The sequence below is a fragment of the Antarctobacter heliothermus genome (assembly GCF_900188425.1).
Taxonomy (GTDB): Bacteria; Pseudomonadota; Alphaproteobacteria; order Rhodobacterales; family Rhodobacteraceae; genus Antarctobacter; species Antarctobacter heliothermus.
This window is the reverse complement of the sequence record NZ_FZON01000042.1, coordinates 16,509-38,525: the sequence shown is the minus strand read 5'-3', so window position 1 is coordinate 38,525 and position 22,017 is coordinate 16,509. Positions and strand designations below refer to the sequence as shown.

General features: G+C 62.1%; 24 protein-coding genes. 10 read left to right on the top strand and 14 right to left on the bottom strand.

All coding sequences use genetic code 11. The annotated features are described in order from the left end of the window. Positions 1 to 2 precede the first annotated feature (2 nt). Entirely contained in the window at positions 3 to 674 is a 672-nt protein-coding gene (locus CHB90_RS18325) for an arylesterase (RefSeq protein WP_089279300.1), read from the top strand. Between the two features lie 15 nt (positions 675 to 689). On the opposite strand, the gene CHB90_RS18320 is transcribed toward CHB90_RS18325, so the two are convergent. From CHB90_RS18320 to CHB90_RS18295, 6 genes are all read right to left on the bottom strand, one after another. Next, positions 690 to 977: a hypothetical protein gene (locus CHB90_RS18320; RefSeq protein WP_141135923.1), complete on the bottom strand. Its 288-nt coding sequence runs from the start codon at positions 975 to 977 to the stop codon at positions 690 to 692. Next, complete coding sequence (locus CHB90_RS18315; protein ID WP_245823295.1) at positions 974 to 2,143, bottom strand: geranylgeranyl reductase family protein; 1,170 nt, start codon at positions 2,141 to 2,143, stop codon at positions 974 to 976. Before CHB90_RS18315 ends, CHB90_RS18320 begins: the two co-directional genes overlap by 4 nt. After that, the gene (locus CHB90_RS18310) at positions 2,140 to 2,694 is read right to left on the bottom strand and encodes a L,D-transpeptidase (protein ID WP_089279298.1); all 555 of its coding nucleotides are present in this window, start codon (positions 2,692 to 2,694) and stop codon (positions 2,140 to 2,142) included. Before CHB90_RS18310 ends, CHB90_RS18315 begins: the two co-directional genes overlap by 4 nt. Before the next feature lie 138 nt (positions 2,695 to 2,832). Continuing rightward, on the bottom strand, positions 2,833 to 3,480 hold the full coding sequence (locus CHB90_RS18305) for a MotE family protein (RefSeq protein ID WP_089279297.1): 648 nt from the start codon (positions 3,478 to 3,480) through the stop codon (positions 2,833 to 2,835). 36 nt (positions 3,481 to 3,516) lie between these two features. After that, the gene (locus CHB90_RS18300; protein ID WP_089279296.1) at positions 3,517 to 3,864 is read right to left on the bottom strand and encodes a hypothetical protein; all 348 of its coding nucleotides are present in this window, start codon (positions 3,862 to 3,864) and stop codon (positions 3,517 to 3,519) included. A gap of 11 nt (positions 3,865 to 3,875) precedes the next feature. Then, positions 3,876 to 4,388, bottom strand: a complete 513-nt coding sequence (locus CHB90_RS18295; RefSeq protein WP_089279295.1) for a flagellar basal body-associated FliL family protein — start codon at positions 4,386 to 4,388, stop codon at positions 3,876 to 3,878. Between the two features lie 116 nt (positions 4,389 to 4,504). Here CHB90_RS18295 and fliF point away from each other — a divergent pair, with 116 nt between their 5' ends. Genes fliF through fliP form a run of 4 tightly spaced genes read left to right on the top strand, consistent with a single transcriptional unit; the run spans position 4,505 to position 7,761 of the window. Continuing rightward, positions 4,505 to 6,133 carry a flagellar basal-body MS-ring/collar protein FliF gene (gene fliF / locus CHB90_RS18290; protein ID WP_281256115.1) on the top strand — a complete coding sequence of 543 codons (1,629 nt, stop codon included), beginning with the start codon at positions 4,505 to 4,507 and terminating at the stop codon, positions 6,131 to 6,133. After that, positions 6,130 to 6,750: a FliH/SctL family protein gene (locus tag CHB90_RS18285; RefSeq protein ID WP_089279293.1), complete on the top strand. Its 621-nt coding sequence runs from the start codon at positions 6,130 to 6,132 to the stop codon at positions 6,748 to 6,750. Before fliF ends, CHB90_RS18285 begins: the two co-directional genes overlap by 4 nt. Beyond that, positions 6,743 to 7,030, top strand: a complete 288-nt coding sequence (locus CHB90_RS18280) for a FliM/FliN family flagellar motor switch protein (protein ID WP_089279292.1) — start codon at positions 6,743 to 6,745, stop codon at positions 7,028 to 7,030. Before CHB90_RS18285 ends, CHB90_RS18280 begins: the two co-directional genes overlap by 8 nt. A gap of 5 nt (positions 7,031 to 7,035) precedes the next feature. Further along, complete coding sequence (gene fliP, locus CHB90_RS18275; RefSeq protein WP_089279291.1) at positions 7,036 to 7,761, top strand: flagellar type III secretion system pore protein FliP; 726 nt, start codon at positions 7,036 to 7,038, stop codon at positions 7,759 to 7,761. Between the two features lie 106 nt (positions 7,762 to 7,867). Here fliP and CHB90_RS18270 read toward each other — a convergent pair whose 3' ends face one another. The 3 genes from CHB90_RS18270 to CHB90_RS18260 are packed head-to-tail and all read right to left on the bottom strand — an operon-like array spanning position 7,868 to position 11,060. Further along, positions 7,868 to 8,821, bottom strand: a complete 954-nt coding sequence (locus CHB90_RS18270) for an aldose epimerase family protein (RefSeq protein ID WP_089279290.1) — start codon at positions 8,819 to 8,821, stop codon at positions 7,868 to 7,870. Between the two features lie 60 nt (positions 8,822 to 8,881). Continuing rightward, entirely contained in the window at positions 8,882 to 9,802 is a 921-nt protein-coding gene (trhO, locus tag CHB90_RS18265; protein ID WP_089279289.1) for an oxygen-dependent tRNA uridine(34) hydroxylase TrhO, read from the bottom strand. Positions 9,803 to 9,842: 40 nt separating this feature from the next. Beyond that, on the bottom strand, positions 9,843 to 11,060 hold the full coding sequence (locus tag CHB90_RS18260) for an Hsp70 family protein (RefSeq protein WP_089279288.1): 1,218 nt from the start codon (positions 11,058 to 11,060) through the stop codon (positions 9,843 to 9,845). A 109-nt stretch (positions 11,061 to 11,169) separates the two neighbouring features. On the opposite strand from CHB90_RS18260, the gene pncA reads away from it, so the two are divergent. Together pncA and pncB are read left to right on the top strand one after the other, a co-directional pair. Then, positions 11,170 to 11,763 (top strand): bifunctional nicotinamidase/pyrazinamidase, encoded by a 594-nt coding sequence (gene pncA / locus CHB90_RS18255; protein WP_089279287.1) that lies wholly within the window; start codon positions 11,170 to 11,172, stop codon positions 11,761 to 11,763. 49 nt (positions 11,764 to 11,812) lie between these two features. Beyond that, complete coding sequence (gene pncB / locus CHB90_RS18250) at positions 11,813 to 13,105, top strand: nicotinate phosphoribosyltransferase (RefSeq protein WP_089279286.1); 1,293 nt, start codon at positions 11,813 to 11,815, stop codon at positions 13,103 to 13,105. A gap of 221 nt (positions 13,106 to 13,326) precedes the next feature. Here the strand turns inward: pncB and CHB90_RS18245 are convergent, their stop codons facing one another. Then, complete coding sequence (locus CHB90_RS18245; RefSeq protein ID WP_170941107.1) at positions 13,327 to 14,937, bottom strand: vWA domain-containing protein; 1,611 nt, start codon at positions 14,935 to 14,937, stop codon at positions 13,327 to 13,329. A gap of 120 nt (positions 14,938 to 15,057) precedes the next feature. Here CHB90_RS18245 and hisC point away from each other — a divergent pair, with 120 nt between their 5' ends. The 3 genes from hisC to CHB90_RS18230 are packed head-to-tail and all read left to right on the top strand — an operon-like array spanning position 15,058 to position 17,695. Next, entirely contained in the window at positions 15,058 to 16,143 is a 1,086-nt protein-coding gene (gene hisC / locus CHB90_RS18240; protein ID WP_089279284.1) for a histidinol-phosphate transaminase, read from the top strand. Beyond that, positions 16,140 to 17,060 carry a prephenate/arogenate dehydrogenase family protein gene (locus CHB90_RS18235; protein ID WP_089279283.1) on the top strand — a complete coding sequence of 307 codons (921 nt, stop codon included), beginning with the start codon at positions 16,140 to 16,142 and terminating at the stop codon, positions 17,058 to 17,060. The genes hisC and CHB90_RS18235 overlap by 4 nt, the downstream gene beginning before the upstream one ends. Next, positions 17,057 to 17,695: an extensin-like domain-containing protein gene (locus CHB90_RS18230; protein WP_245823294.1), complete on the top strand. Its 639-nt coding sequence runs from the start codon at positions 17,057 to 17,059 to the stop codon at positions 17,693 to 17,695. Before CHB90_RS18235 ends, CHB90_RS18230 begins: the two co-directional genes overlap by 4 nt. Before the next feature lie 214 nt (positions 17,696 to 17,909). Here CHB90_RS18230 and CHB90_RS18225 read toward each other — a convergent pair whose 3' ends face one another. From CHB90_RS18225 to CHB90_RS18210, 4 genes are all read right to left on the bottom strand, one after another. Further along, positions 17,910 to 19,610: a flotillin family protein gene (locus CHB90_RS18225; RefSeq protein WP_089279281.1), complete on the bottom strand. Its 1,701-nt coding sequence runs from the start codon at positions 19,608 to 19,610 to the stop codon at positions 17,910 to 17,912. A gap of 24 nt (positions 19,611 to 19,634) precedes the next feature. Then, positions 19,635 to 20,411, bottom strand: a complete 777-nt coding sequence (locus CHB90_RS18220) for an OB-fold-containig protein (RefSeq protein WP_089279280.1) — start codon at positions 20,409 to 20,411, stop codon at positions 19,635 to 19,637. Positions 20,412 to 20,607: 196 nt separating this feature from the next. Continuing rightward, positions 20,608 to 21,534 (bottom strand): sterol desaturase family protein, encoded by a 927-nt coding sequence (locus CHB90_RS18215; RefSeq protein WP_089279279.1) that lies wholly within the window; start codon positions 21,532 to 21,534, stop codon positions 20,608 to 20,610. Next, a complete protein-coding gene (locus CHB90_RS18210; protein ID WP_089279278.1) occupies positions 21,531 to 21,920 on the bottom strand; it encodes a hypothetical protein in 390 nt (129 codons plus the stop codon). The genes CHB90_RS18215 and CHB90_RS18210 overlap by 4 nt, the downstream gene beginning before the upstream one ends. Positions 21,921 to 22,017: the final 97 nt, after the last annotated feature.

Here is a 22,017-nt window from a genome sequence, read left to right as displayed (position 1 = left end):
AGATGTTGCGTTGGATCACATATGGGCTGTCGGGCGGTTTGAGCAAGGCGCTGACGGGGATGCTGTTACTGCTTGCCACGGGGGCGACGGCGGAACGGGTTCATATTCTTGCGCTGGGCGACAGCCTGACGCAGGGCTACGGTCTGATCGAACAAGAGGGGTTTGTGCCGCAGCTGCGCGACTGGCTGGCGGCGCGGGGGCATGACGTTCGGATTGTGAATGCCGGGGTGTCCGGCGACACCACGGCGGGCGGTTTGGCGCGGGTGGACTGGTCGCTGACGCCCGAAATACAGGCGATGATCGTTGCACTGGGGGGCAACGATCTGCTGCGTGGGATCGATCCGGCGGTGTCCCGCGCCAACATCGAGGGAATCCTCAAGGTGGCAGAGGCGCGTGAGTTGGAGGTGTTGCTGATCGGGATGCAGGCACCCGGCAACTACGGGCCAGACTACAAGGCCGCCTTTGATGCGCTGTACCCGGACCTGGCGCAGTCCTATGACGCGCTCTACCTGGAGAGTTTCTTTGCCGGGTTGATGCAGGACGGCGAAGCGCCAGCCGACCTGCGCGCATTCATGCAGCCGGACGGTATCCATCCCAACGCAACAGGTGTGGTGCGAATTGTCGACGCAGTCGGCCCAATGGTAGAGTCCCTGATCGAACGTGTTGGGAACTAGTGCCGAGGGTCTGCCTCAGGCGCCAACCTCATGGCCCGTGTTGTCATGTGCATGGACCGTAGTGAGAACCAGCGCCATACCCACCAGAATGCTGGTGCTCAGATACAGACCGATACCCGCAAACAGCGACATATCATAAACCAGCCACCCAATCAGGGCACAAGCAAGTCCGATCATGCTGCCGAGAAGAAAAGAAAAAACCGCCATCGAACCCTCCATCCTTTGGCAAGGTAGGCTGTCATCCCCTAACAAAGGCTTAAGAACTGCCTTCGGGTCGGGCGGCATTTGTTTAGGATTGTTCATGTGCCGTTCATCGCGCGCCAGGCAAACCCCGGTAGTCGGGCGATCATTTTCTGCATAAGGGCCCCGTACTCTGTCTCTCCGGCCATGAGGCGCAGGTATTCGCTGCGCAAGGTGCGCGAATTGCGAAAGCTGCGGACAAAGGCGGGCCGCAAGCTGGGACGGAACATCAGGTTTCGAAGCAGCCGGGCATGGCGTAACCCACGGTGAATCGGACGCAGGCTTTGCTTGTAGATCGACAGCGCCAACTCAGGTGTACCTGCAGTCAGGGCCTGCTGCACCGCCTTGGCGGCCAGCGCACCGCTGTCAAGCGCATGGGCGATTCCCTCTCCGGTGATCGGATCGACAAGCCCGGCAGCATCGCCTGCCAACAGGATGCACCCCTTGCCGGGTGTCGGGCGGAAATCCCCGAACGGCAGGAACTGACCTTTGACGGTCAGTGTATCGGGCACGTCCAGTACGTCCATGTAGCGTTGCAGCGCGGCTTTCATGTCGCTGTTGCGGGCCAGCACTCCGCCGACGCCGATGGTAGTGCCGGAGGCCTTGGGGAACTGCCACCCATAGCCCCAATCGGCAGCGCCGAAATCAATTCGCAGCGGGCGGTCCGGTTCTGCCCCGGGGCGTTCCACCTCAAGTGCGAAACCGATCCGGGACTTGTCATAGGATCGGCCGAACAGGGTTCTGGCTGTGGGACTGTTCACGCCGTCTGCTGCGATCAGCAGTGGCGCCTCAAGGCGGCGATCGGACAGATCGACGGCGGGTCCATCCGGGTCGAGTGTTCCCTTACATCCTGTAAAATCGACAGCACCCCGGTCAAGAGCGGAGCGCACAAGGGATGCGTCCAGCTCGAATCGCATGCAAAGATGCAAAGGCGGCGCATCCTTGCTTTCACCAAGGTCCTGACCAAACGCGTGAAACGCAAAACTGTCGCGCCGCTCTAGCGGTACGGGAGGAAGAGGCGCGCCGTAAATGCGACTATATAGTGTGATGGCGCGTCCGGTCAGACCGCCGCCACATAGCTTGTCCCGAGGAAAACGCGCCTTGTCCACCAAAGCCACGCGCAAACCGGATTGCGCCGCAGTCAAGGCGGCGGATGCACCAGCGGGTCCGGCGCCCAGAACGATCAGGTCAAAACGATCAACCCGGTGCGCCGCGGCACCCGTCGTCACAGAACGGTAACTTTGGTTCCCGCCGGGACACGCTCATACAGATCAATCACATGATCGTTGATCATCCGCACGCAGCCGTTTGAAACCGACCGCCCGATCGACCGGGGGGCCGTGGTGCCATGGATCGCATTGAAGGTGTAGCGCCCATTGCGATACAGATACAGCGCACGCGCGCCCAGCGGATTGCCCGGACCGCCGGGTTGGACGTAGTCGTTGTCGATGAATTTTCCGTAGGCCGAGGGATTACGCTCAATCATCGCATTGGTGGGACGCCAGGTTGGCCATTTCTTCTTGCCGCCGACGTCGTAGGTGCCGGAAATCGCCTGCCCGGCGGTGCCAAGGCCCACGCCATAGCGACGGGCTTGCCCCGGAGTTTCGACATAGTAGAGGAAATGCGCCCTGGACAAGATCAGGATCTGGCCCGGCGCCATGTCCGCCTTGATCCCCACATTCTGCGGCCGGTATATCGGGTCGAGGGAAAAAGCCAGCGCAGGCGCGGGGAGCGCGGCGGCAGCCGCAGCAGCGGTGAGGAATGTACGGCGTTTCATCATGGCAGACCCCGGAAAAATGACACGAACGGCGGCAAGACATGTCGCCCAAGACGTCTCGAAAAGCAATCCCGACGTGTTGAGATCGGCGTCACGTTGCTGTGCAGTACCAGTTTTGAAGTCGTTTTGGCAAAAGTTCGATCAGTTCTTTGGGACATTGGCGTTTCGCCCGGCGAGAATCACGCTGACCAGATAGGCGGACTGAGGTGTCATGCCCGCCATGATTGCCGCCGCCGCATCGGGGCGCATCCGTGCCAGAAACCCGGCGGCGAATTCGGGGTCCATCTCTTCAAAGAGTGCGGCAGCCTGCTTTGGTTTCATGTTGGCGTAGACGTTGGTCAGCTTTTCGATGTCGTCTTCTGCGGCGGTGCTGGCCAGCGTCAGGGTCTTTCTGAGGCTGGATTCGGCGACGGCAAGAGCGGTCATCTTGCGTTCAATTTCCGTCTCGGCCACGGCCAGCGCCTGCATACGCACGTCGAGCGCTGATTCGCTTTTGCGCACGCGTGCCTCGCGTGCGTTCAATGCGTCCAGCAGCGGCTGGAAATCGGCCTCGGCGACAAGGCGTATTTCCCCATTGGGATCGGCGCTGACAGGCGGTTCGGATACATGGGCTGCTGCGGGCTTTGGCGCGTCGCCTTCTTCGCGAGCCAGTGCTTCTCCCGCGCCGATTGCCACCCGCAACAGCCCTGATGTCACCAACAGCGCGCATATCGCCGCCAGCGCGCCGCGCGGCTTGCGTTTGCTGCGCCGTTTGGCAGGTTTACCCGCCGAGCCCTTTGCCTTTGCCATGCCTTACCTCATTCGTTCATCGTCTTGTCGGGGGCGTCAGTTGCGCGGATGGCGCAGAAAAACAGGGTCTTTGGCGTCGTTCTGCGGCGGGGCACCATTCTGCGGCAGGTCGTGCATCGAGGCCACAAGAAGTTCGAGCCGCCGCGCCACGTCTTCGGCCCGCTCGGTCAATGCGCCAAGCGACTTGTTCGATTCGCCCGCACTTTGCTGTGCGGCGCCCAGGGTTTTGGTCAGATCATCGACCTGCGCTGACAGCACAGCCACCGCACCGCCGACACCGTTTTCCAGATCGGTGAAGCGCGACAGCCGTCGCGCAAGGATAAAACAGTAAAACCCGGCCCCAAGCGCACCGGCCACCAGCAGGATATCTGCAATCACTTCCATTCCCGTCTCCCTCAATTCAGGACAAATTCCAGTACCAGAAGGTCGCGCACGCGATCCTCGCCGGCCACCAGTTTGATCCGACGCAGCAATTGGCCACGCAAACGCACCAGAGCGCCCTGCGCTTCTAGGTCGTGAGCCTCAAGCGCGCGCAGATAGCTGTTCAGCACGTCCTGGATACGCGGCAGGATCTTTTCGACCTCGGCCTGGTATTGTGACGGCACCTCAAGACTGGCGCGAAACCGCAAATGGTTGGCCTGTGCGCCCGGTCCAAGCGAGATCAGCACCGGCGGTACTTCGACAAAGCTCACATCCGGCAAGGCCTTTGTTTCAACATGCGGATCGCCGTGGTCCGCAGGCGGGTGGCCACCCGTCTCATCGGATTTCCCGACACTCAGCAGCCCGGATTGCACCGCATAGAATCCGCCGCCGCCACCCGCCAACGCCAATACCAGCCCGATGATCAGCGGAAGCTTTGACGATTTCTTCGCATCTTGTTCAGTTTCATCAACGGTGGCGTCAGACATTCTAAACCTCTTCGTCGGCAGTGACCTCGGTATAGGGTAAATGGGCTAACTGATTGTTAAGGCGAATGGGTCAACCTCAGCACAACCGAACAGAATGTTTGGAGTGGAGGTCAGTCTTGAACCAGATACTGTCGAGCTGGAATGCCCTTGCCGGGCGCCAACGCATGATCGTCATCGGCGCCACAGTGGTGGTCATGATGGCGGTTCTTGGGCTGACGCGACTGGCGTCCGCCCCGAACATGGCCTTGCTTTACGCGGGCTTGGAAAACGATGCCGCCGGTGACGTGGTCAAGGCCCTAGAGGCGCGCGGCGTACAATATGACGTGCGGGCGGGCGCGATTTATGTCCCGGAAAGTGATCGGGATGCCCTGCGACTCACCCTGGCCAGCGAGGGACTGCCCGCCAATAGCGGTCAGGGATACGAACTGCTGGACGGCTTGTCCGGGTTCGGCACCACCAGCCAGATGTTCGATGCCGCCTACTGGCGCGCAAAGGAAGGTGAACTGGCGCGAACCATTGTGGCGAATCCCCAGATCGCAACAGCGCGGGTGCATATCGCCAATTCCAGCGCGAATCCCTTTCAGCGGGACGTGACGCCCACGGCCTCTATCTCTGTCAGTACAACCGGGGCTGTGCTGAGCGCCTCCCAGGCCCGGGCGTTGAAGTTTCTCGTGGCCTCGGCGGTTCCGGGTCTGACCCCGGAGAATGTCGCAGTGATCGACGGCAAGGGCGGGTTGATCGGCGCAGAGGACAAGATCGGCGGCGGAGTGACGGCAGACGACCGCGCGGCGCTGTTGCGGGACCGGGTCCAACGCCTGATGGAGGCGCGGGTTGGCACCGGCAATGCGGTGGTTGAGGTCAGTGTCGCCACCGTCACGGAAACGGAACTGATTCGCGAACGCAGCTTTGACCCAGAGGGGCGGGTTGTGATCTCGACCGAAACCGAAGAGCGTACCGACAAAGCCGAAAACACCGGCGGCGGCGGGGGCGTTACCGTGGCGTCCAACCTTCCCGATGGGGCGGCTGGCGGCGGGCCGGACAGCTCGCTGACCTCCAAGGCCGAAACCCGCGAACGGGTGAACTATGAAATTTCCGAGACGACGCGTGAAATCACCCGCCAACCCGGTGCGATCAAGCGCCTGACTGTCGCTGTGTTGGTCAACGGCACCTATGTGCCCGCTGCCGACGGCACGCAGCAATTTGTGCCGCTCCCTGAGGTTGAGCTTGAGGCGCTGCGCGAACTGGTGGCGTCCGCAGTTGGTTTCGATGATGCGCGCGGCGACCAGATCACCCTGCGTTCGTTGCCCTTTGAACGGCCCGAAGGACTGGGCACCGGACCGCTTGAGCCCGGGTTATTCAAAGGATCGATCGACACGATGCGTCTGATCCAGATGGGAGTGCTTGCTGTTGTGGCGCTGATCCTTGGCTTGTTCGTACTACGTCCGATCCTGTCGCGTGGCGGCGCAAATGATGGCGCGGCCGCCGCTGGCGCCTTGCCTGCACCCGGAGGCTCTGCTGCCAGGGCTGAACCGCTGGTCGGAGAGATCGAGCCAGAAGGCGGTTTTGACAATCTTCCCGCGCTCGCGGACGGGCCGGATTTCGGTGGAATGGGCATGGTCGATTTCGACACGCCGACAGAGGAGGATCCGGTCGACCGTTTGCGCAACCTGATCGAGGCGCGCAAGACCGAAACGGTCGAGATTCTGCGCAGTTGGCTTGAGGAAGACAAGGAGGGCGCGTCATGAGCGGGCTTGCAGCACTGCTGGAGGATTTCGGCAGCGTCATCCCGGGCTACATTGCCCTCCAGACGGCCCCGGCAGAGCCGGGCATCACGGAGGCCGAACTGGAGGGACAAAAACTCGAAGCCTTTGAAAAGGGGTATCGGGCCGGCTGGGACGATGCGGTCAAGGCGCAGTCGGATGACCGTTCACGGATTTCCAGCGCCTTTGGACAGCATCTTCAGGATCTCAGTTTTTCGTATCATGAGGCCTATTCGCAGGTCATGAACGCTGTGACGCCGCTGTTGGACGAAATGATCGCGTCGCTGTTGCCGCAGATTGCCCGTGAAACGCTGGGCCAACACATCGTTGAACAATTACAGGTCATGAGCCGGGAGATTGGCGCAATGGAGGTGGTCATCGCCGTCAATCCGAAACGGGTCGATGCCATCATGCCACTGCTGGATCGGGACGTCGGATTTCCGATCCAGATCACGCCGGACGACACCCTGGCCGAGGAGCAGGCCGATATCCGTTTTGGCCAGACCGAACGACAAATTGACCTGAGCGACCTGATCGCCTCCGTGGCCGAGGCCGTGGAAGGCTTTGCCCACGACAACCGGAGGAAGATGAAACATGGATAGCGCACAAGCCGCGCCTCGCGCCGACACAGGGACACCTTTTACCTCGGTCCCGATAGAGATCACGGTTTCCGTCGGCCGTGCCCGCCCGCTGGTGCGGGAACTCTTGCAACTCAATGAGGGATCTGTGCTGACGCTGGACAAGCAGCTGGATGATCCGGTGGAACTGTATGTCGGCGAAAAGCTGATCGCGATCGGTGTGCTGGAGGTGGTCGAGGGCGATGGAGCGGGGCAACTTGCGGTGCGCATCACCGAGGTGGTCGACTTGCAGTCGCCGGCCTGAGTCTCATGCGTATTTTCCTGCCTGCCCTGGCGCTGTGCCTGCTGCTGTCCGGCGCGGCAGAGGCGCAATCCATCGCGATCGAGATGGGCGAGGGTGGCTCTGTCACCGCCACTTCCGTCCAGTTGATTGCGCTGATCACCTTGCTGAGCCTCGCGCCGGGCATCGCCATCATGGTCACCTGCTTTCCTTTCATGGTGACGGTGCTGGCGATCCTGCGGCAGGCCGTTGGCCTGCAACAGTCGCCCCCCAACATGCTGATTGTCAGCCTGGCGCTGTTTCTCACCTATTTTGTGATGGAGCCGGTCTTTACCGAGGCTTGGGAGACGGGTCTGCAACCCCTTATGGACGAACAGATCGAGGTTGAAGAAGCGGCCTTGCTGACGATTGCCCCGTTCCGCGACTTCATGGTCGGGCGGGTCGATCCCGACACTTTCAGCGCCATGGCCGATCTGCGCCCGGACGCCGCCGGAACCGCCCTGTCGCCGGACGCGCCGCTGTCGGTACTGGTTCCCAGCTTTATGCTGTCCGAAATCGCCCGTGCGTTTCAGGTAGGGTTTCTGATCTTCCTGCCATTTCTGATCATCGATCTCGTGGTGGCAGCGGTGCTGATGTCGATGGGTATGATGATGGTGCCGCCTGCCATCGTCTCTTTGCCATTCAAGCTGGCCTTCTTCGTGCTGGCAGACGGTTGGGCGTTGCTGGCTGGCAGTTTGGTGCGTGGGTACTTTTAGCCGAAATCATGGTTAACAACGGCGGCCAATGCGCGACCATCATGCATTGGCTGCAGTTGTCGCCACTTTCGGTCTGCTATCGGTGGAACTGGATGCACTTGAGACCTCAGGTCGGGACAATCTCGATGCTCGTCACTTGCCGGTAGGGCGCATCTGGCGACACAAGGACCGACCCGAAACCGGGCGTGTTGAGCGCGTTGGGAAAGTCCTGTGCTTCCAAGCAGATGGCACCAAATGGCCCATGGTTTCCCCCCGGCAGGGGAGACGCAAACGGCGTCAGCGTGTTGGACGTATAAACCTGTAGTCCGGGGCGGTCAGTCCACAGGCGCAGCCGCATGCCGTCGGGTGAAATCACCTCTGCCGCCGGACCCGCGCCGTCGTCCAGTGCATAGTTCAGATCATAGCCCAAGCTGTCCGGATCGGCGGCGTCAATCCGGCGCGCGGTCCGAAAGTCGAACCGGGTGCCGTCAACGGGTAGACGCTCGCCGGTTGGGATCTGGTCCGGCCCGGTAGGCGTACAGTGCGACGCGTTCAGGCGGAGGGTATGATCGCGCACGGTCCCCGTCCCCGCGACGTTGAAATAGAGATGTTGCGCCAGATTGATCGGGGTCTCGCGGTCCGGGGTGGCGGTCATCTCCCAGGTCAGTGCGCCGCCGTTCAATGACAGGCGCACCTCAAAGTCTACCGCACCGGGATAGCCCTGATCCAGATGAGGCGAATGCAGCGTCAGGCGCACGGCACGGCCGCCCTCGGGGGTCATGTGCCAGTTTTGCCGCCCAAGGCCCAGTGGCCCGCCATGCAGGTGGTGCCCGCCCGACCCCACGGGCAATTGCCAGACTTGACCATTTAGTGAGAACCGCCCCTGCGCGGTCCGGTTGGCCACCCGACCCACGACAATCCCCACCGACATCGGGTTCTCGCGGTAGGCTTCGGCGGTGTCATAGCCCAGCACGACGCGCCGGCCTCCGACTTGCCAATCCTGCACCGCGCAGCCGATGGACAATACAGTGATGCGGCTGTCACCGTCGTGCAGCACATGGCTGGAAATCTTGTCTGTCATCACGCCCCCTGACTTCGTCCAGCCATATCAGAGGACGGGCACAGGGCATAGCGTCGGCACTCAATCCTCGTTCGGGATGTCCGTGTGCAGGTGCCGTCCGCCGCGTTCCTTGGCCAAGGCGATCTGCTTTTGCCGCTCACGAAACCGCGTCTTGTCCTCGGCCGAGGTTTCGTCCACGCACAGATGACAGGACACACCGTGTTCATACTCAGGGCGCGCGCGGTCTGCGGGCAGGATCGGACGGCGGCAGGCATGGCACAGGTCATGCGGGCCCTCGCGCAGCCCATGCTCCACAGAAACCCGCCCGTCAAAGACAAAACACGATCCCTGCCAGCTGCTGTCGACCTCTGGCACCTCTTCGAGATATTTCAGGATACCGCCCTTGAGGTGATAAACATCCTCAACCCCCTGACTGAGCAGGTAGTTGGTGGATTTCTCGCAGCGGATGCCGCCGGTGCAGAACATGGCGATCCGCTTGTTGTGAAATCGCTCCTTGTTGGCCTCCCACCACGCGGGAAAGTCCCGGAACGTATCGGTTTTCGGGTCTACCGCGCCCTCGAAGCTGCCGATGGCAACCTCATAATCATTGCGCGTGTCGATCACCGCCACGTCCGGGCTGCGAATCAATTCATTCCAATCAACCGGATCGACGTAGTGACCCACACGGGCGCGCGGGTCGACGTCAGGCTGTCCCATGGTGACGATCTCTTTCTTCAGCCGGACTTTCATGCGGGCAAAGGGCCGCTCGGCTGCGGTTGACAGTTTCCACTCCAATTCGGCGCAGCCAGGCAGGGCGCGGATATGCGACAGAACAGCGTCGATCCCGGAGGCAGGCCCGGCGATGGTGCCGTTGATCCCCTCTTGGGCCAGCAGCAGGATGCCGGTGATCTGTTGAGCCTGACACAGGTCCAGCAGCGGTCCCTGCAGGGCGGCCGTGTCATCAAAGCGGGTAAAGTGGTATAGGGCGCAAACGGTAAACATGGGACCGTCGATACGAAGCGAATGGGCAGCCGTCCAGCGGCTATTCTGCCGCAATGGCAAGGCCGTGAACCACGGCGGTGAAGACTTCGCTGTAGACGGGCTGGGCCTGCGGCAGCGCGCGGGTCATGGCGTCACGGACCGCGCCCAGCAGGCTGGACCCGCCGACATAGACGACCTGATCGACGCTTTCGGGGGTGCAGCCCGCCGTGCGCAGCGTGTCCATCGCGCAGGTGGCGATCTCTTGGCCATAGCATTCGAGGGCGGCGTTCAGCGCCTTTGCCGCAAGTGTCACGGTCAGCCCGCGTTCAACCACGCCCAGCGCGATCTCCCCAACGTCGGCACCATTGGCGGCGATCTTGCCGGCCTCAACCGCATAGGCGATGTCGTGACCAAGGTGGGATTCCAGCACATCGGCCAACCGCTCGAACAGCTGCGGTTGCGGCGCAAGGCGGATCCAGCGTTGCACCTCACGCAGTATGGCGGCGTCATAGACAAAGGGGATCTTTTCCCAGCTGGCCAGATCGTGGAACAGCGCGCGCGGGGCGGCATGGGTCTTGGCCCCGATCTCTGCCCCGATCTGCGCGCCGTAGCCAAGCAGCGGCATGGCATGGGCAAGGCTCAGCGCCTTGTCGAAATCGGTGCCGCCAAGGCGGATGCCGCCGCTGGCGATGACATGGGTTTGCCCGTCCGTTCGGTCACAAATCGTAAAGTCCGATGTACCGCCGCCAATATCGACGATCAGCATCCGACCCGTGCCATCCACCGCCAGCGCGGCGGCTTCTGGCTCTGGCAGGAAATCGACCGATTTGAACCCGGCAAGGCGGTAGGCCTCTGTCAGATCCTCCAGCGCCTGTGCGTCACGGGTGGCAGAGGCAGAGTGGAAATGCACCGGCCGTCCCGACAGGGCGCTGTCGAATGTCAGGCCGGTGTGGGTCTCTGCGCGGCTGCGAATCTCTGTCAGAAAGCGGGCGATGACCTCAATCAGGGTCAGGCGTTCGTTCAGCAACCGGCGTGGTTCACGGGCCAGCGGCGTGCCAAGGATGCTCTTGAGCGCGCGCATGAACCGGCCTTCGGTCCCGTCCATCATTGCCCGCGCCCCCGCGCTGCCATAGAGAAAACGGCGTTCGGCAAAGTCGATGAAGATCGCCGTGGGCAGCGTCTGCTCACCGGGTTCCAGCGGGATCGCGTAGGGGCGGCCACCCGCCATGACGGCGGCGCCCGTGTTGGACGTGCCGAAATCCACGCCAAGCCGTGCCATGATCGTATCTCCTGTTCGGAAGGGCGGCACGAGTATCAGCCACCGCGCGGCATGGCAATTCCGAAATCGCGTCCCTATGCTGCGCGCGACAAGGAAAGGGAGACGATCCATGCACGCTCTGGTCGTGATCGACGTTCAGAATGATTTCTGTCCCGGCGGCGCTTTGGCGGTTGATCGAGGCGATGAGATTGTCCAGCCAATCAACGCGTTGATGGCCGAGGTTGACGCCGTGGTACTGACGCAGGACTGGCATCCGGCGGGGCATTCGTCCTTTGCCAGTTCGCACCAGGGCAAGACCCCCTTTGAGCTGATCGAGATGCCCTACGGGCCGCAAGTGCTGTGGCCCGACCATTGCATCCAAGGCTCGCCTGGGGCCAATTTCCACCCGGACCTGGAGGTCGACAGGGCCGACATGATCATCCGCAAGGGATTTCGCGCGGCCATCGACAGTTATTCCGCGTTTTTCGAGAACGATCACCAGACCCCCACCGGGTTGGAGGGGTATCTGCGCACGCGGGGAATCGACCGGTTGACCATGGTTGGGCTGGCCACGGATTTCTGCGTGAACTTTTCGGCGGTTGATGCGGCCAAACTGGGGTTTCAGGTGACGGTTCTACAGGATCTGTGCCGGGCAATTGACCTAGAGGGATCGTTGCAGACTGCCTTGGACGGGATGCGTCAGGCCGGTGTTACGCTTGCGTGACTCCGGGGCTTTCGGTTTATCCTGATTACTCACGCGACGGAGGGCCGACATGGTCGACATTGCAACCCGGGTCTGGAACCACAAGTGGAAGATCGATCCGATCGTGCGGTCGCTGATCGACACGGATTTCTACAAGCTTTTGATGTGTCAGTCGGTTTTCCGCAAGAAGCGTGACACCAACGTCACCTTTTCGCTGATCAACCGATCCAAACATGTGCCGCTGGCCAAGCTGATCGACGAGGGTGAGCTGCGCGAACAGCTGGACCACATCCGGTCTTTGTCGCTGTCGCGGGGCGAGGGGACTTGGCTGCGCGGCAACACGTTTTACGGCAAACGCCAGATGTTCCGGTCCGATTTCATGGAGTGGTTCGAAAACCTGCGCCTGCCGCCCTATCATCTGGAACGTGTCGGTGATCAGTACGAACTGACGTTCGAGGGCAAATGGCCCGAGGTCATGCTGTGGGAAATCCCGGCTTTGGCGGTCCTGATGGAACTGCGCGGGCGCGCGGTGCTGCATGACATGGGCCGGTTCGAATTGCAGGTGTTGTACGCCCGCGCGATGACCAAGCTGTGGCAAAAGGTCGAAGACCTGCGGCAGGTGCCGGAATTGCGCATCGCGGATTTCGGGACGCGGCGGCGTCATTCCTTCCTGTGGCAGGACTGGTGCGTGCAGGCGATGCTGGAGGGGCTGGGCAACAGCTTTGTCGGGACATCGAACTGCCTGATCGCCAAGAACCGCGATCTGGAGGCGATCGGCACAAATGCGCATGAGTTGCCAATGGTTTACGCTGCATTGGCCGAGGACGACGCGGCCCTTGCACGGGCACCTTATGACGTGCTGGCCGACTGGCAGGAAGAGCATGACGGCAACCTGCGGATCATTCTGCCCGACACCTATGGCACCGAAGGGTTCCTGAAACGCGCGCCGGACTGGCTGGCAGGCTGGACCGGCATCCGCATCGATTCGGGTGATCCGGCGACGGCGGCCGAGGTGGCGATCAACTGGTGGAAAAGCCGCGGAGAAGATCCGCGTAAAAAACTGATCATCTTTTCGGACGGGCTGGATGAGAAGAAGATCCTGGAACTCTACCGGCAATTCGATGGCCGTGCGCGGGTGTCCTTTGGCTGGGGCACCTTGCTGACCAATGATTTCCGCGGGCTGACGCCGGATGACCGGCTGGCCCCGTTCAGCCTTGTCTGCAAGGCGGTCAGCGCCGAAGGGCAACCGACGGTCAAGCTGTCTGACAACCCCAACAAGGCCATGGGCCCGGCGGAGGAAATCGCGCGCTACAAGCGGGTTTTCGGCGTGGGAGATCAGGAAGCGATGGAGGTCGTCGTCTGACACCCCAGTCATGTCCCGGATTGGGTGGGGATGGGGACGGCGCTCGTGCTGCGCACATTGCCCCGCCCACCATCCCCGGCGACAAGATTGCCTGCCGCGATCCCAAGACCAAAGTAGGTGCGCCGGTCAGGCGCAGGAACGTGGGCAGGTTTCAGGAGACCGCGGCAGGAACGGTTGCTGCGCTGGTGTATGCAAGACGCGGAAACAGCCCTGACAACCCGTCAGTTGTAGCCTCTGGCAGCCCACAGCGCCTCTGCAAGATCCTTGCCCCCGGTGAACAGGCGTCCGGCGGACAGTCTTGTCAGTTGGGCCAATTGATCCGGGTCGGCATCGCCCATTGCGATTGTATGGATCGGGATGGCGCGGGTGTAGGGCGTCTGGTCCATATGGGCCAGCAGTGGCGTGCGGGTTTCGGTGTCGGAGGGGCCGTCAATCACCGCGATGATGGCGGGCAGGAAATCGGACAGCGTGCCGTCATCGGCCTGCGGTCGAAAGGCCTCAAACCCTTCGTACAGGGCGTAAAACACATCCATGCCCCCATCGGCCTGCAAGGTGTCGATCAGTCGGCGCGCCTGTTCGGATGCGGTGGTCTGGTCGCCTTCGATTATGATCGGGTCCAGAATGTTGTGGTTATAGGGAATGAGGATCGTCACATCGCGGGGCGAAGGTTGCAGCAGGCGAGCGGCCGCAGCGTCCGGGTCCAGCAGAGTGGCCACGGCGTCCTTGAGCTCTTGTATCGGTGTGCCGCCAGACGACCCCGAGACATCCAGCAGCCAGACCGTCAGCGACGGTTTGCGCAGGTCGGTCTGGTATAGCCGGAGCGCCTCTGCAGTGACCTCAGACGACGGCGTCGGAGCAGGCACAAGGGTGCGGTCCAGATCAATGCCCCAATCGGGGTTCCAGATCGCGGGGTCCGCGTCCGGGGTGTCCGGTTCAGCAAGATCGACGCGGCGGCCCTGGCCTGCCGGCACAGCCAGCACCTCTGGCGTGGTCAAAAAGGCCCGAAGCTCCAGAAATCTGGCTTCCTTGTCCGCATCACCTTTGGAAATGTAGCCAATCGGGCTGTCGGCCATGGCAAGCCCGTCGGCCGGGTAGATCGCATACAGTGGTTCTCTGCCCTCTGCGATCAGCTTTTGATTGGCGTCGATCAGCAGGGCCTCTGTGTTGATCATGGCGTCAAAGACGGCACCGTTGTCGATCAGTGCCTGTGCCAGCCAGTCAGCGTCCCCGGCAGTCCGATCCACCTGCGCCAACAGATCACGCATGTCGTCCAGAACGGTAGTATCGACGAGGGTCTCCATGGTCAGCGCATCGGATGTGTCGGACAGCGCGTGAAGAAAGCCGAAATAGGCAAGGGCACCGGAATCCGATTGCGTGGCAGAGGTCATCGACAAGCGGAACTTGCCCTCCTTTGCCGCTGTGTGGATATCTTGCACGGTCACATCGCTGCGGCCGATCCACCCAAGCTCTTTCGCGATAGAGGTGCGCAGGCCCAGCACAACCGGCGAACGCGACACAGAGACATCATGTTGCACCACCTTCTGCGTATCCCCGAGCGCGATCCACAGGGAGCTGGCGGGCCAGACAGCGTCAAAGTCAGTGCCTGTCCCCTTGGCCAGTTCACGCGCGATACCGGTCGAATTGCGATAGGTGATTTCTATGTCGGTGTCATTTTCCCCGGCCCAGTCCTGAATAAGCGGTTCCAACGCCCGGTTTTCAGGGTCTGACGCGATACGCAGCACCATGCGGGGTTCCAGAACGCCGGAATCCAGGATCAGAAGACCGATGAGGATCACCATCAAGGCCACAAATGTATAAGACAATGTCTTCATAATGCGTCTCCGGAAATCTCCTTGACGGCATCGTATCTTGCGCGGCGCGGAATGGAACCCGTTTGTGGCTTTTCTAAGCGCGGGCGCAGCGCTATGCACGGGTGGCTTCAGGAGGTCAGAATGACAGCGATCAAACCGCAGCCGGGTATCATGGACATCGCGCTGTATGTGGGCGGGAAGTCCCATGTCGAAGGCGTTACAAATGTGGTGAAGCTCAGCTCGAACGAGAATCCGTTCGGGCCAAGCCCCGCCGCACAGGAAGCCGTCAAGCGGTCGGTGCATGAACTGCACCGCTATCCGTCCACCGACCACCGGGCGTTGCGGGATGCCATCGGCGAGGTCCATGGCGTGGACCCTGAACGGGTGATCTGTGGCGTCGGCTCGGATGAGATCATCACCTTTCTGTGCCAGGCTTATGCCGGGCCGGGGGCCGAAGTCGTGTATACCGAACACGGCTTTGCCATGTACCGCATCAGCGCGCTGGCCGCAGGGGCGACCCCGGTCGAGGTGCGTGAGCGTGAACGGGTCACGGATGTGGACGCAATCCTTGCGGGCTGTACCGACAGGACGCGGCTGGTGTTCATCGCCAACCCCAACAACCCCACCGGCACGATGATCGGTCTGGCCGAGGTTGAGCGTCTGGCCGAGGGCCTGCCGGAACAGTGCCTGTTGGTGCTGGATGGTGCCTACGCGGAATTTGTCGAGGGCTATGACGGTGGAGCGAAGCTGGTCGAACACCGCGACAACGTGGTGATGACGCGGACCTTTTCCAAACTGTACGGCCTGGGCGGGTTGCGTGTCGGCTGGGGCTATGGCCCGAAAGAGGTGATTGACGTGCTCAACCGGGTGCGCGGACCGTTCAACCTGTCCGGCACGGCGCTGGCGGCGGCAGAGGCGGCGGTGCGCGACACGACCTTTGTCGAGAAATGCCGGAGCGAGAACACCCGCCTGCGGGGCTGGATGGCCGAGGCTCTGGCCGAACACGGCGTTCCCAGCGACACCTCGACCGCGAATTTCGTGCTGGCGCGGTTTGCCGATCAGGATGAGGCCGAAGCCTGTGACCTGTACCTGCAAAAGCAGGGGCTGATCGTGCGGCGGGTGGCAGGATACAATCTGCCCCATTGCCTGCGCATCACGGTCGGGGATGAACCCTCGTGCCGACAGGTGGCGCATTATGTGGGGTTGTTCAAGGCGGGCGCGCGATGAGTGTGATCTATCCGCGCGTGGCGCTGATCGGGCTGGGGTTGATCGCCTCGTCGATGTTCTGGGCGATGAAGCGTAGCGGTCTGGCGGAACACGTCACCGGATATGCCCGGTCCGAGGACACGCGAGAGACAGCGCGGCGGATCGGGTTGTGCGACGCGGTTGTCGACACTCTGGTCGCGGCTGTGCAGGATGCCGATCTGGTGGTTTTGGCCACGCCGGTGGGTGTCATGGGCCGTGTCGCCGAAGAGATTGCGCCGCATCTGAAACCCGGAGCCACGGTGATTGATGTGGGCAGCGTCAAGCGCACGGTGATCGACGAGGTTGGACCGCATATCCCTGCGGATGTGCATTTCGTACCCTGTCACCCGATGGCAGGGACAGAACATTCCGGCCCCGAGGCGGGCTTTGCCTCGCTCTTTGACAACCGCTGGTGCCTTGTCGTGCCGGGTGAAGAGGCCGACACCGACGCGGTCGCGCGGGTCGAGACCTATTGGCAGGCGATGGGCGCAAACACAGAAGTGATGGAGCCGGAACATCACGACCTTGTCTGCGCCGTGGTCAGCCATGTACCGCACCTGATCGCCTACACGATGGTGGGTGTGGCTGACGACCTGCGACGGGTGTCGGATCAGGAAGTGATCAAGTTCTCGGCGGCGGGCTTTCGGGATTTCACCCGGATCGCAGCCAGTGATCCGACCATGTGGCGCGACGTGTTTTTGACCAACAAGGAGGCCACGATAGAGATCCTTGGCCGCTTTACCGAGGAGCTGATGGCGCTGCAGCGGGCCATCCGCACCGGCGACGGTGAGCAGCTTCACGCCTATTTCACCCATACGCGGGCCATTCGCCGTGGCATCTTGCAGGCTGGTCAGGATACCAATGAACCGGATTTCGGTCGCGCTAAGGTAAAACGGTGAAACAACTCGCTCTTGGTCTGTGCTGTCTTTTGATGCTTGGCTCCTGTGGCGCGCGAGAGCGGGTGTCGAACGGGTTGGACAGGATCGGAAACGCGTTTGCCGGCAGTGAAGGCGGCGGGCTTTGTGGCGATCCGGCCCTACAGGGCGAGATTGTCGGCAATGTGCCGGGTAAGCTGTCGGGGTGCGGAATCAAGGACGCTGTGCGTCTGCAGTCTGTGGGCAACGTGCGCCTGACGCAAAGTGCGCTGATGGACTGCAAGACGGCTCGCGCGCTGGAGGTCTGGGTCCGTGAAGGCGCGAAACCGGCGGTGGGTCGGCGTGGCGGCGGGGTTTCGGGGCTGAAGGTTGCGGCGCATTATTCCTGTCGGACTCGCAACAACCAGCCGGGCGCGCCGATTTCCGAACATGGACGCGGCAAGGCGATCGACATTTCGGCGGTGTTGCTCAAGGACGGGTCCAGCATCACGGTCGAGGAAGGCTGGGGCAGACGCAAGGACGGCAAAGCGCTGCGCAGGATGCACAAGGAGGCCTGCGGGGTCTTTGGTACGGTGCTGGGGCCGGAATCAGACCGGTTTCACCGCGACCATTTCCATTTTGACACCCGGCGGCACGGAAACGGTGCCTATTGCCGGTAACGTGACTGGCGCGGTGACGCGATAGGCGGGGTCACCGCGGTCTGTTTGCGTTGCGTTTGTGGCCGTGTTGCGGGGGGCGCTGCCCCCGCTCCTGCGGAGCCCCCCGGGATATTTCAGGACAGAAGAAACGCAGGGGGGCGGCTGGGACGCTTGCGCGTGAGGCGGTGTGCAGCGGCAACGCCCCTGTAAAGGCGTTGCCGGTTTGGTTGGGCCGTCAGGCCGCAGGAGAGGGCGGCGTGTCCGGGTTGGGCGCCTCATCGGTTGGGGCAGGGTCGTCTGTCGCGTTGGCCTGCGGGGTGGCGGGGTTGCCGCCCATCAACCCGTCGATGGTGCCATCCATCGTCATTCCCAGTTCTTCACCCAGCTTTTTCAGAGCGGGCAGTTGCACAGCCATGCCCAGAATCGAATCGAGCGCCTGATTGACCGGGGGTTTGTCTCCCGCGCCGGTGCCGCCTGCGCCACCCTGCGTGCCGTTCAGGCCCGAGAGGTGGTGAATGCGGATCGAGTCGATCTTTTCCGCCGGTTTGACGGCCTCGGCCAGTATTCTTGGCAGCGCCTCGATCCGGGCGAGGTCGATCTTCATGGCGATCAGCCCGGCGGACAGGACGTTTTCAGCGTCGGCAATGGCGCGACGGCCTTCGGCCTCGGCCAGCAGGTCCATCTTTTTGGCCTCGGCGCGGATGGTGATGGCGTCGGCATCGGCCTGCGCCTCTTCGCGGCGGGCGCTGGCGCGGTCGCTGGCGGCGTCTTTTTCGGCCTGCGCCGAAAGGCGGATGCCGGTGGCAAGGCGTTCTGCCTCACGCGCGGCCTCGATCAGGGCGATCTGCTTGGTCCGCTCCGCCTCTGCCACTTCTCGGGCGGTGACCACCGCCTCCATCGCCTTGGTCGCCTCGGCGCGGGCCAGATCGGCGCTGGCGCGGGCGCGGCTTTCTTCTTCGGATTTTTGCGCGATGATGACCTGGCGGTCTTGTTCGGCTACCTCAAGCTGGCGTTCCTTGGCAATCTCGGCTTCTCGGATCTTGCGTTCACGTTCGATCTCGGCGCCACGAACGGATTCTTCACGCGCGATGCGCGAGCGTTCTGTTTCGCGCTTGCTGTCTTCGGTGCGGGCGGCGATTTCCGATTCCTGTGCCATGCGCATGGTCTGGATGCGCTGGATTTGCTCGATACGGGCCTGTTCCTCATCCTGCTCGATGGCGATCTTCTGGCGCGAAGCCTCCATCTCGGCGCGGCGCACGGCGACGTCTGCCTCTGCCTCGATGTTGGCGCGTTCCTTGCGGGACTTGGTGATGACCTCTGCCAGGCGACGCATACCAACCGCGTTGAAGGCGTTGTTTTCGTCCAGGGCGTCAAACGGGGTCTGGTCCAGCCCGGTCAGCGAGACGGCTTCCAGCGACAGACCGTTTTTGGTGAGATCTTCGGAGACGGTGTTCTGCACCTCTTGCACAAAATCGGCGCGGTTTTCGTGCAACTGGTCCATGCTCATCTGGGCTGCCACAGCGCGCAGGGCGTCAATCAGTTTACCTTCGATCATCTCGCGCAGCTGGTCGATGTAGAATGTCCGGTCACCCAACGTTTGGGCGGCGCGGGCGATGCCCTCTTCGGTGGGCATGACAGAGACGTAGAATTCCACGCCCACGTCGACGCGCATGCGGTCCTGGGTGATAAGTGCGGCCTCGCCATCGCGTGTCACCTCCAGGCGGAGGGTCTTCATGTTGACGGGGCTGACCTCATGGAACAGCGGGATGACAATAACGCCGCCGTCCATGATCACCTTTTTGCCGCCCGCGCCTGTTCTGACAAGGCTGACCTCTCGGGTGGCGCGGCGATAGAGGCGGGCCATGACCAACATGATCAGTACGATGAAGGCCAGCAGGGCCACGACGATAATGAGAATGGGTGTAATATTGTCCATGTGTGTTCCCTATGGTTCGAAAATTCAGGTTAGCGCGACCAGCAGGTAGCCGGTCTCATATCGGTGGCGCAGGACCATGACCTCTGTGCCTTGCGGAATGGTCACGTCGTCGCGCAAGGGTTCGGCCCGCAGATAGTGCATGTTGCCATACCGGTCGGTGACGCGCACCTCCGCCGGGCGGCCACGGGCGGCGGTGCCCTGGGTCACGATTCCGGCGCGGCGTCCCAGATGGCGTTCTGACAGAGCCTCTGTTTCCATCTTCGGCAGCAGGCGCGCAAAAAGCGCACCGAACTGGCGGGCAAACCAGATCGCGGCGGCTGCGGCGGGTACGGAGGTCAGCCAGGCGGCCAGGGGGCCGCCAAAGATATTGGTGGCGAACACCTGCAACACTAGGCCGGACAGGCCAAAGGCCAGCAGGATTGCAGCCAGCCAGATCAGCGCGGGCATCTTGCCAAAGCCGAGCCATGCGGCGGCGCTGGCCAGACCGTCCGGCGCGCCGTCGGGCATGTCGCCGTCCAGGTCCGGGCCGTCCATGTCAGGGCCGTCCAGATCTGGATTTGCCAGTTCGAGATCGCCGATATCGATGTCCGTGCCGTCCAGCCCCAGATCGATATTCAGATCGCCGAGGTCCGGCATATCGATGTCCAGATCGGGTCCATCGACGTCAAGACCGTCCGCGCCTGCGCCAAGCAGCGTACCGCCCAGGATGCCAAAGACGACCTCGAGGGTCAGCAGCCCAAACAGCAGGGCCAGCGCAAGGGTGAACGGGAACATTCCGTCTGACAGAAGCAGTTCGAACATGCCTTCTCCGAAATTAGCGTATACAATGGTATACATATCATTTGGTGATCTCACGATCCTGTTACAAGACTATGATGGCAAAATCGACCGACCCTGCAACAGGATCATGACAGGCATGGCGTTGCCTGAGTCAAAGGGAAAGTCCGGAATGCCCGACTTCGCGGCGCTGCACAGTCCGGTGCGGACTGGTCGCGTGTCAAAAGCCGGGCGTGCCACGCTGTTCTGGATGTGCCGCAAGGTGCCGCGTTTTGATCTGGTCCGAGGTTTCACGGCTGCCATCATGGCTCCACCCCGGGGGCGCCACACAGTACATCAGCCGATCCCGAAGGCTGAGACCCGGCTGTGTGACGTCATGCCAGATGCCGACCCATTCGTGAAAGGCGACGCGGATCGGGTTGAAGGTGCCAAGGTTGTGGACAAGGCCGTAGTCCGGTTTCTCCTTGTCCAGTTCGGGAACAAACGTCCCGAACATCTTGTCCCAGACGATAAAGACACCGGCGTAATTGGCATCCAGATAGCGCGCGTTGCGGCCATGGTGGACGCGGTGGTGGCTGGGTGTGTTCATCACCGCCTCGACCCATTTCGGCATCCGGCCGATGGTCTCGGTGTGAATCCAGAACTGATAGATCAGGTTCAGCCCACCGCAGAACAGCACAAGCGCCGGATGAAAACCCAGCAGGATCAGCGGCGCGCGCACCACCATCATGAAGGTAAAGGTATAGGTCCAGGTCTGCCGCAGCGCCGTGGTCAGGTTGTAATGCTGCGAGGAATGGTGATTGACATGGCTGGCCCAGACCCAGCGGATGCGGTGGCCAAAGCGATGGACCCAATAGTAGCGCAGGTCATCCAGCACAAAGCACAGCAGGATCACCCACCACGCGGTGCCCAGATCCAGCGGTGTAAGGCCCCACAGGTACATGAAAAAGCCCCAGGCGATAAAGCCCAACGCAATGCCTGCGGTTACATTGCCCGCCCCCATGAGCAATGAGGTGATGGCATCGCGGGTTTCATATCTGCCGCCCTTGCCGGAAACGCGAATCCACAGCAGCTCTGCCAGAATGGCGGCGATGAAGAACGGCACGGCAAGCTGCACGACATCGGGAAAAGTGATCTGATCGCTCATGTCGTGCCGATCCTTTCTGCCCAGAGGGCGGTTTCGTCCGGATCAAGGTATAGGCGGACGGTCGGCGCCGCATAGTCCGACAAATGCAGGGTCAACCCGCCATCGCGGGGTGTCACGCGTGCATTCGTTAGCTTCCGCGCAGTGCTGTCCGCGCCCATTGGCCAGACGACGCCGGGGCCGTTTGGCGTGGCAATCAACGCCGCACGGCCCGAACGACACAGGGTGACACCCGTGACGTCGGTCAACGGAAATTCGCGGGTCCATGCGGCGCGCGCCTCTGCCTCTGTCGTGAAACGGCAGGGCTGCGACAGGCCGGTGGTGTGTATCAGCAGCGCAACCCCTGCGATGCCCAGAACCACCAGCGCTATGAGTACGGTCAGCGGCATGTCTCCTCCTGACGTTCCATCTTGCCCAGTGCGCCCGAGCTGTCAAAAGCGACGGTGCGTCAGCCGAAGCCCGTGAAAGTCGGAAGGCTCACAGGAT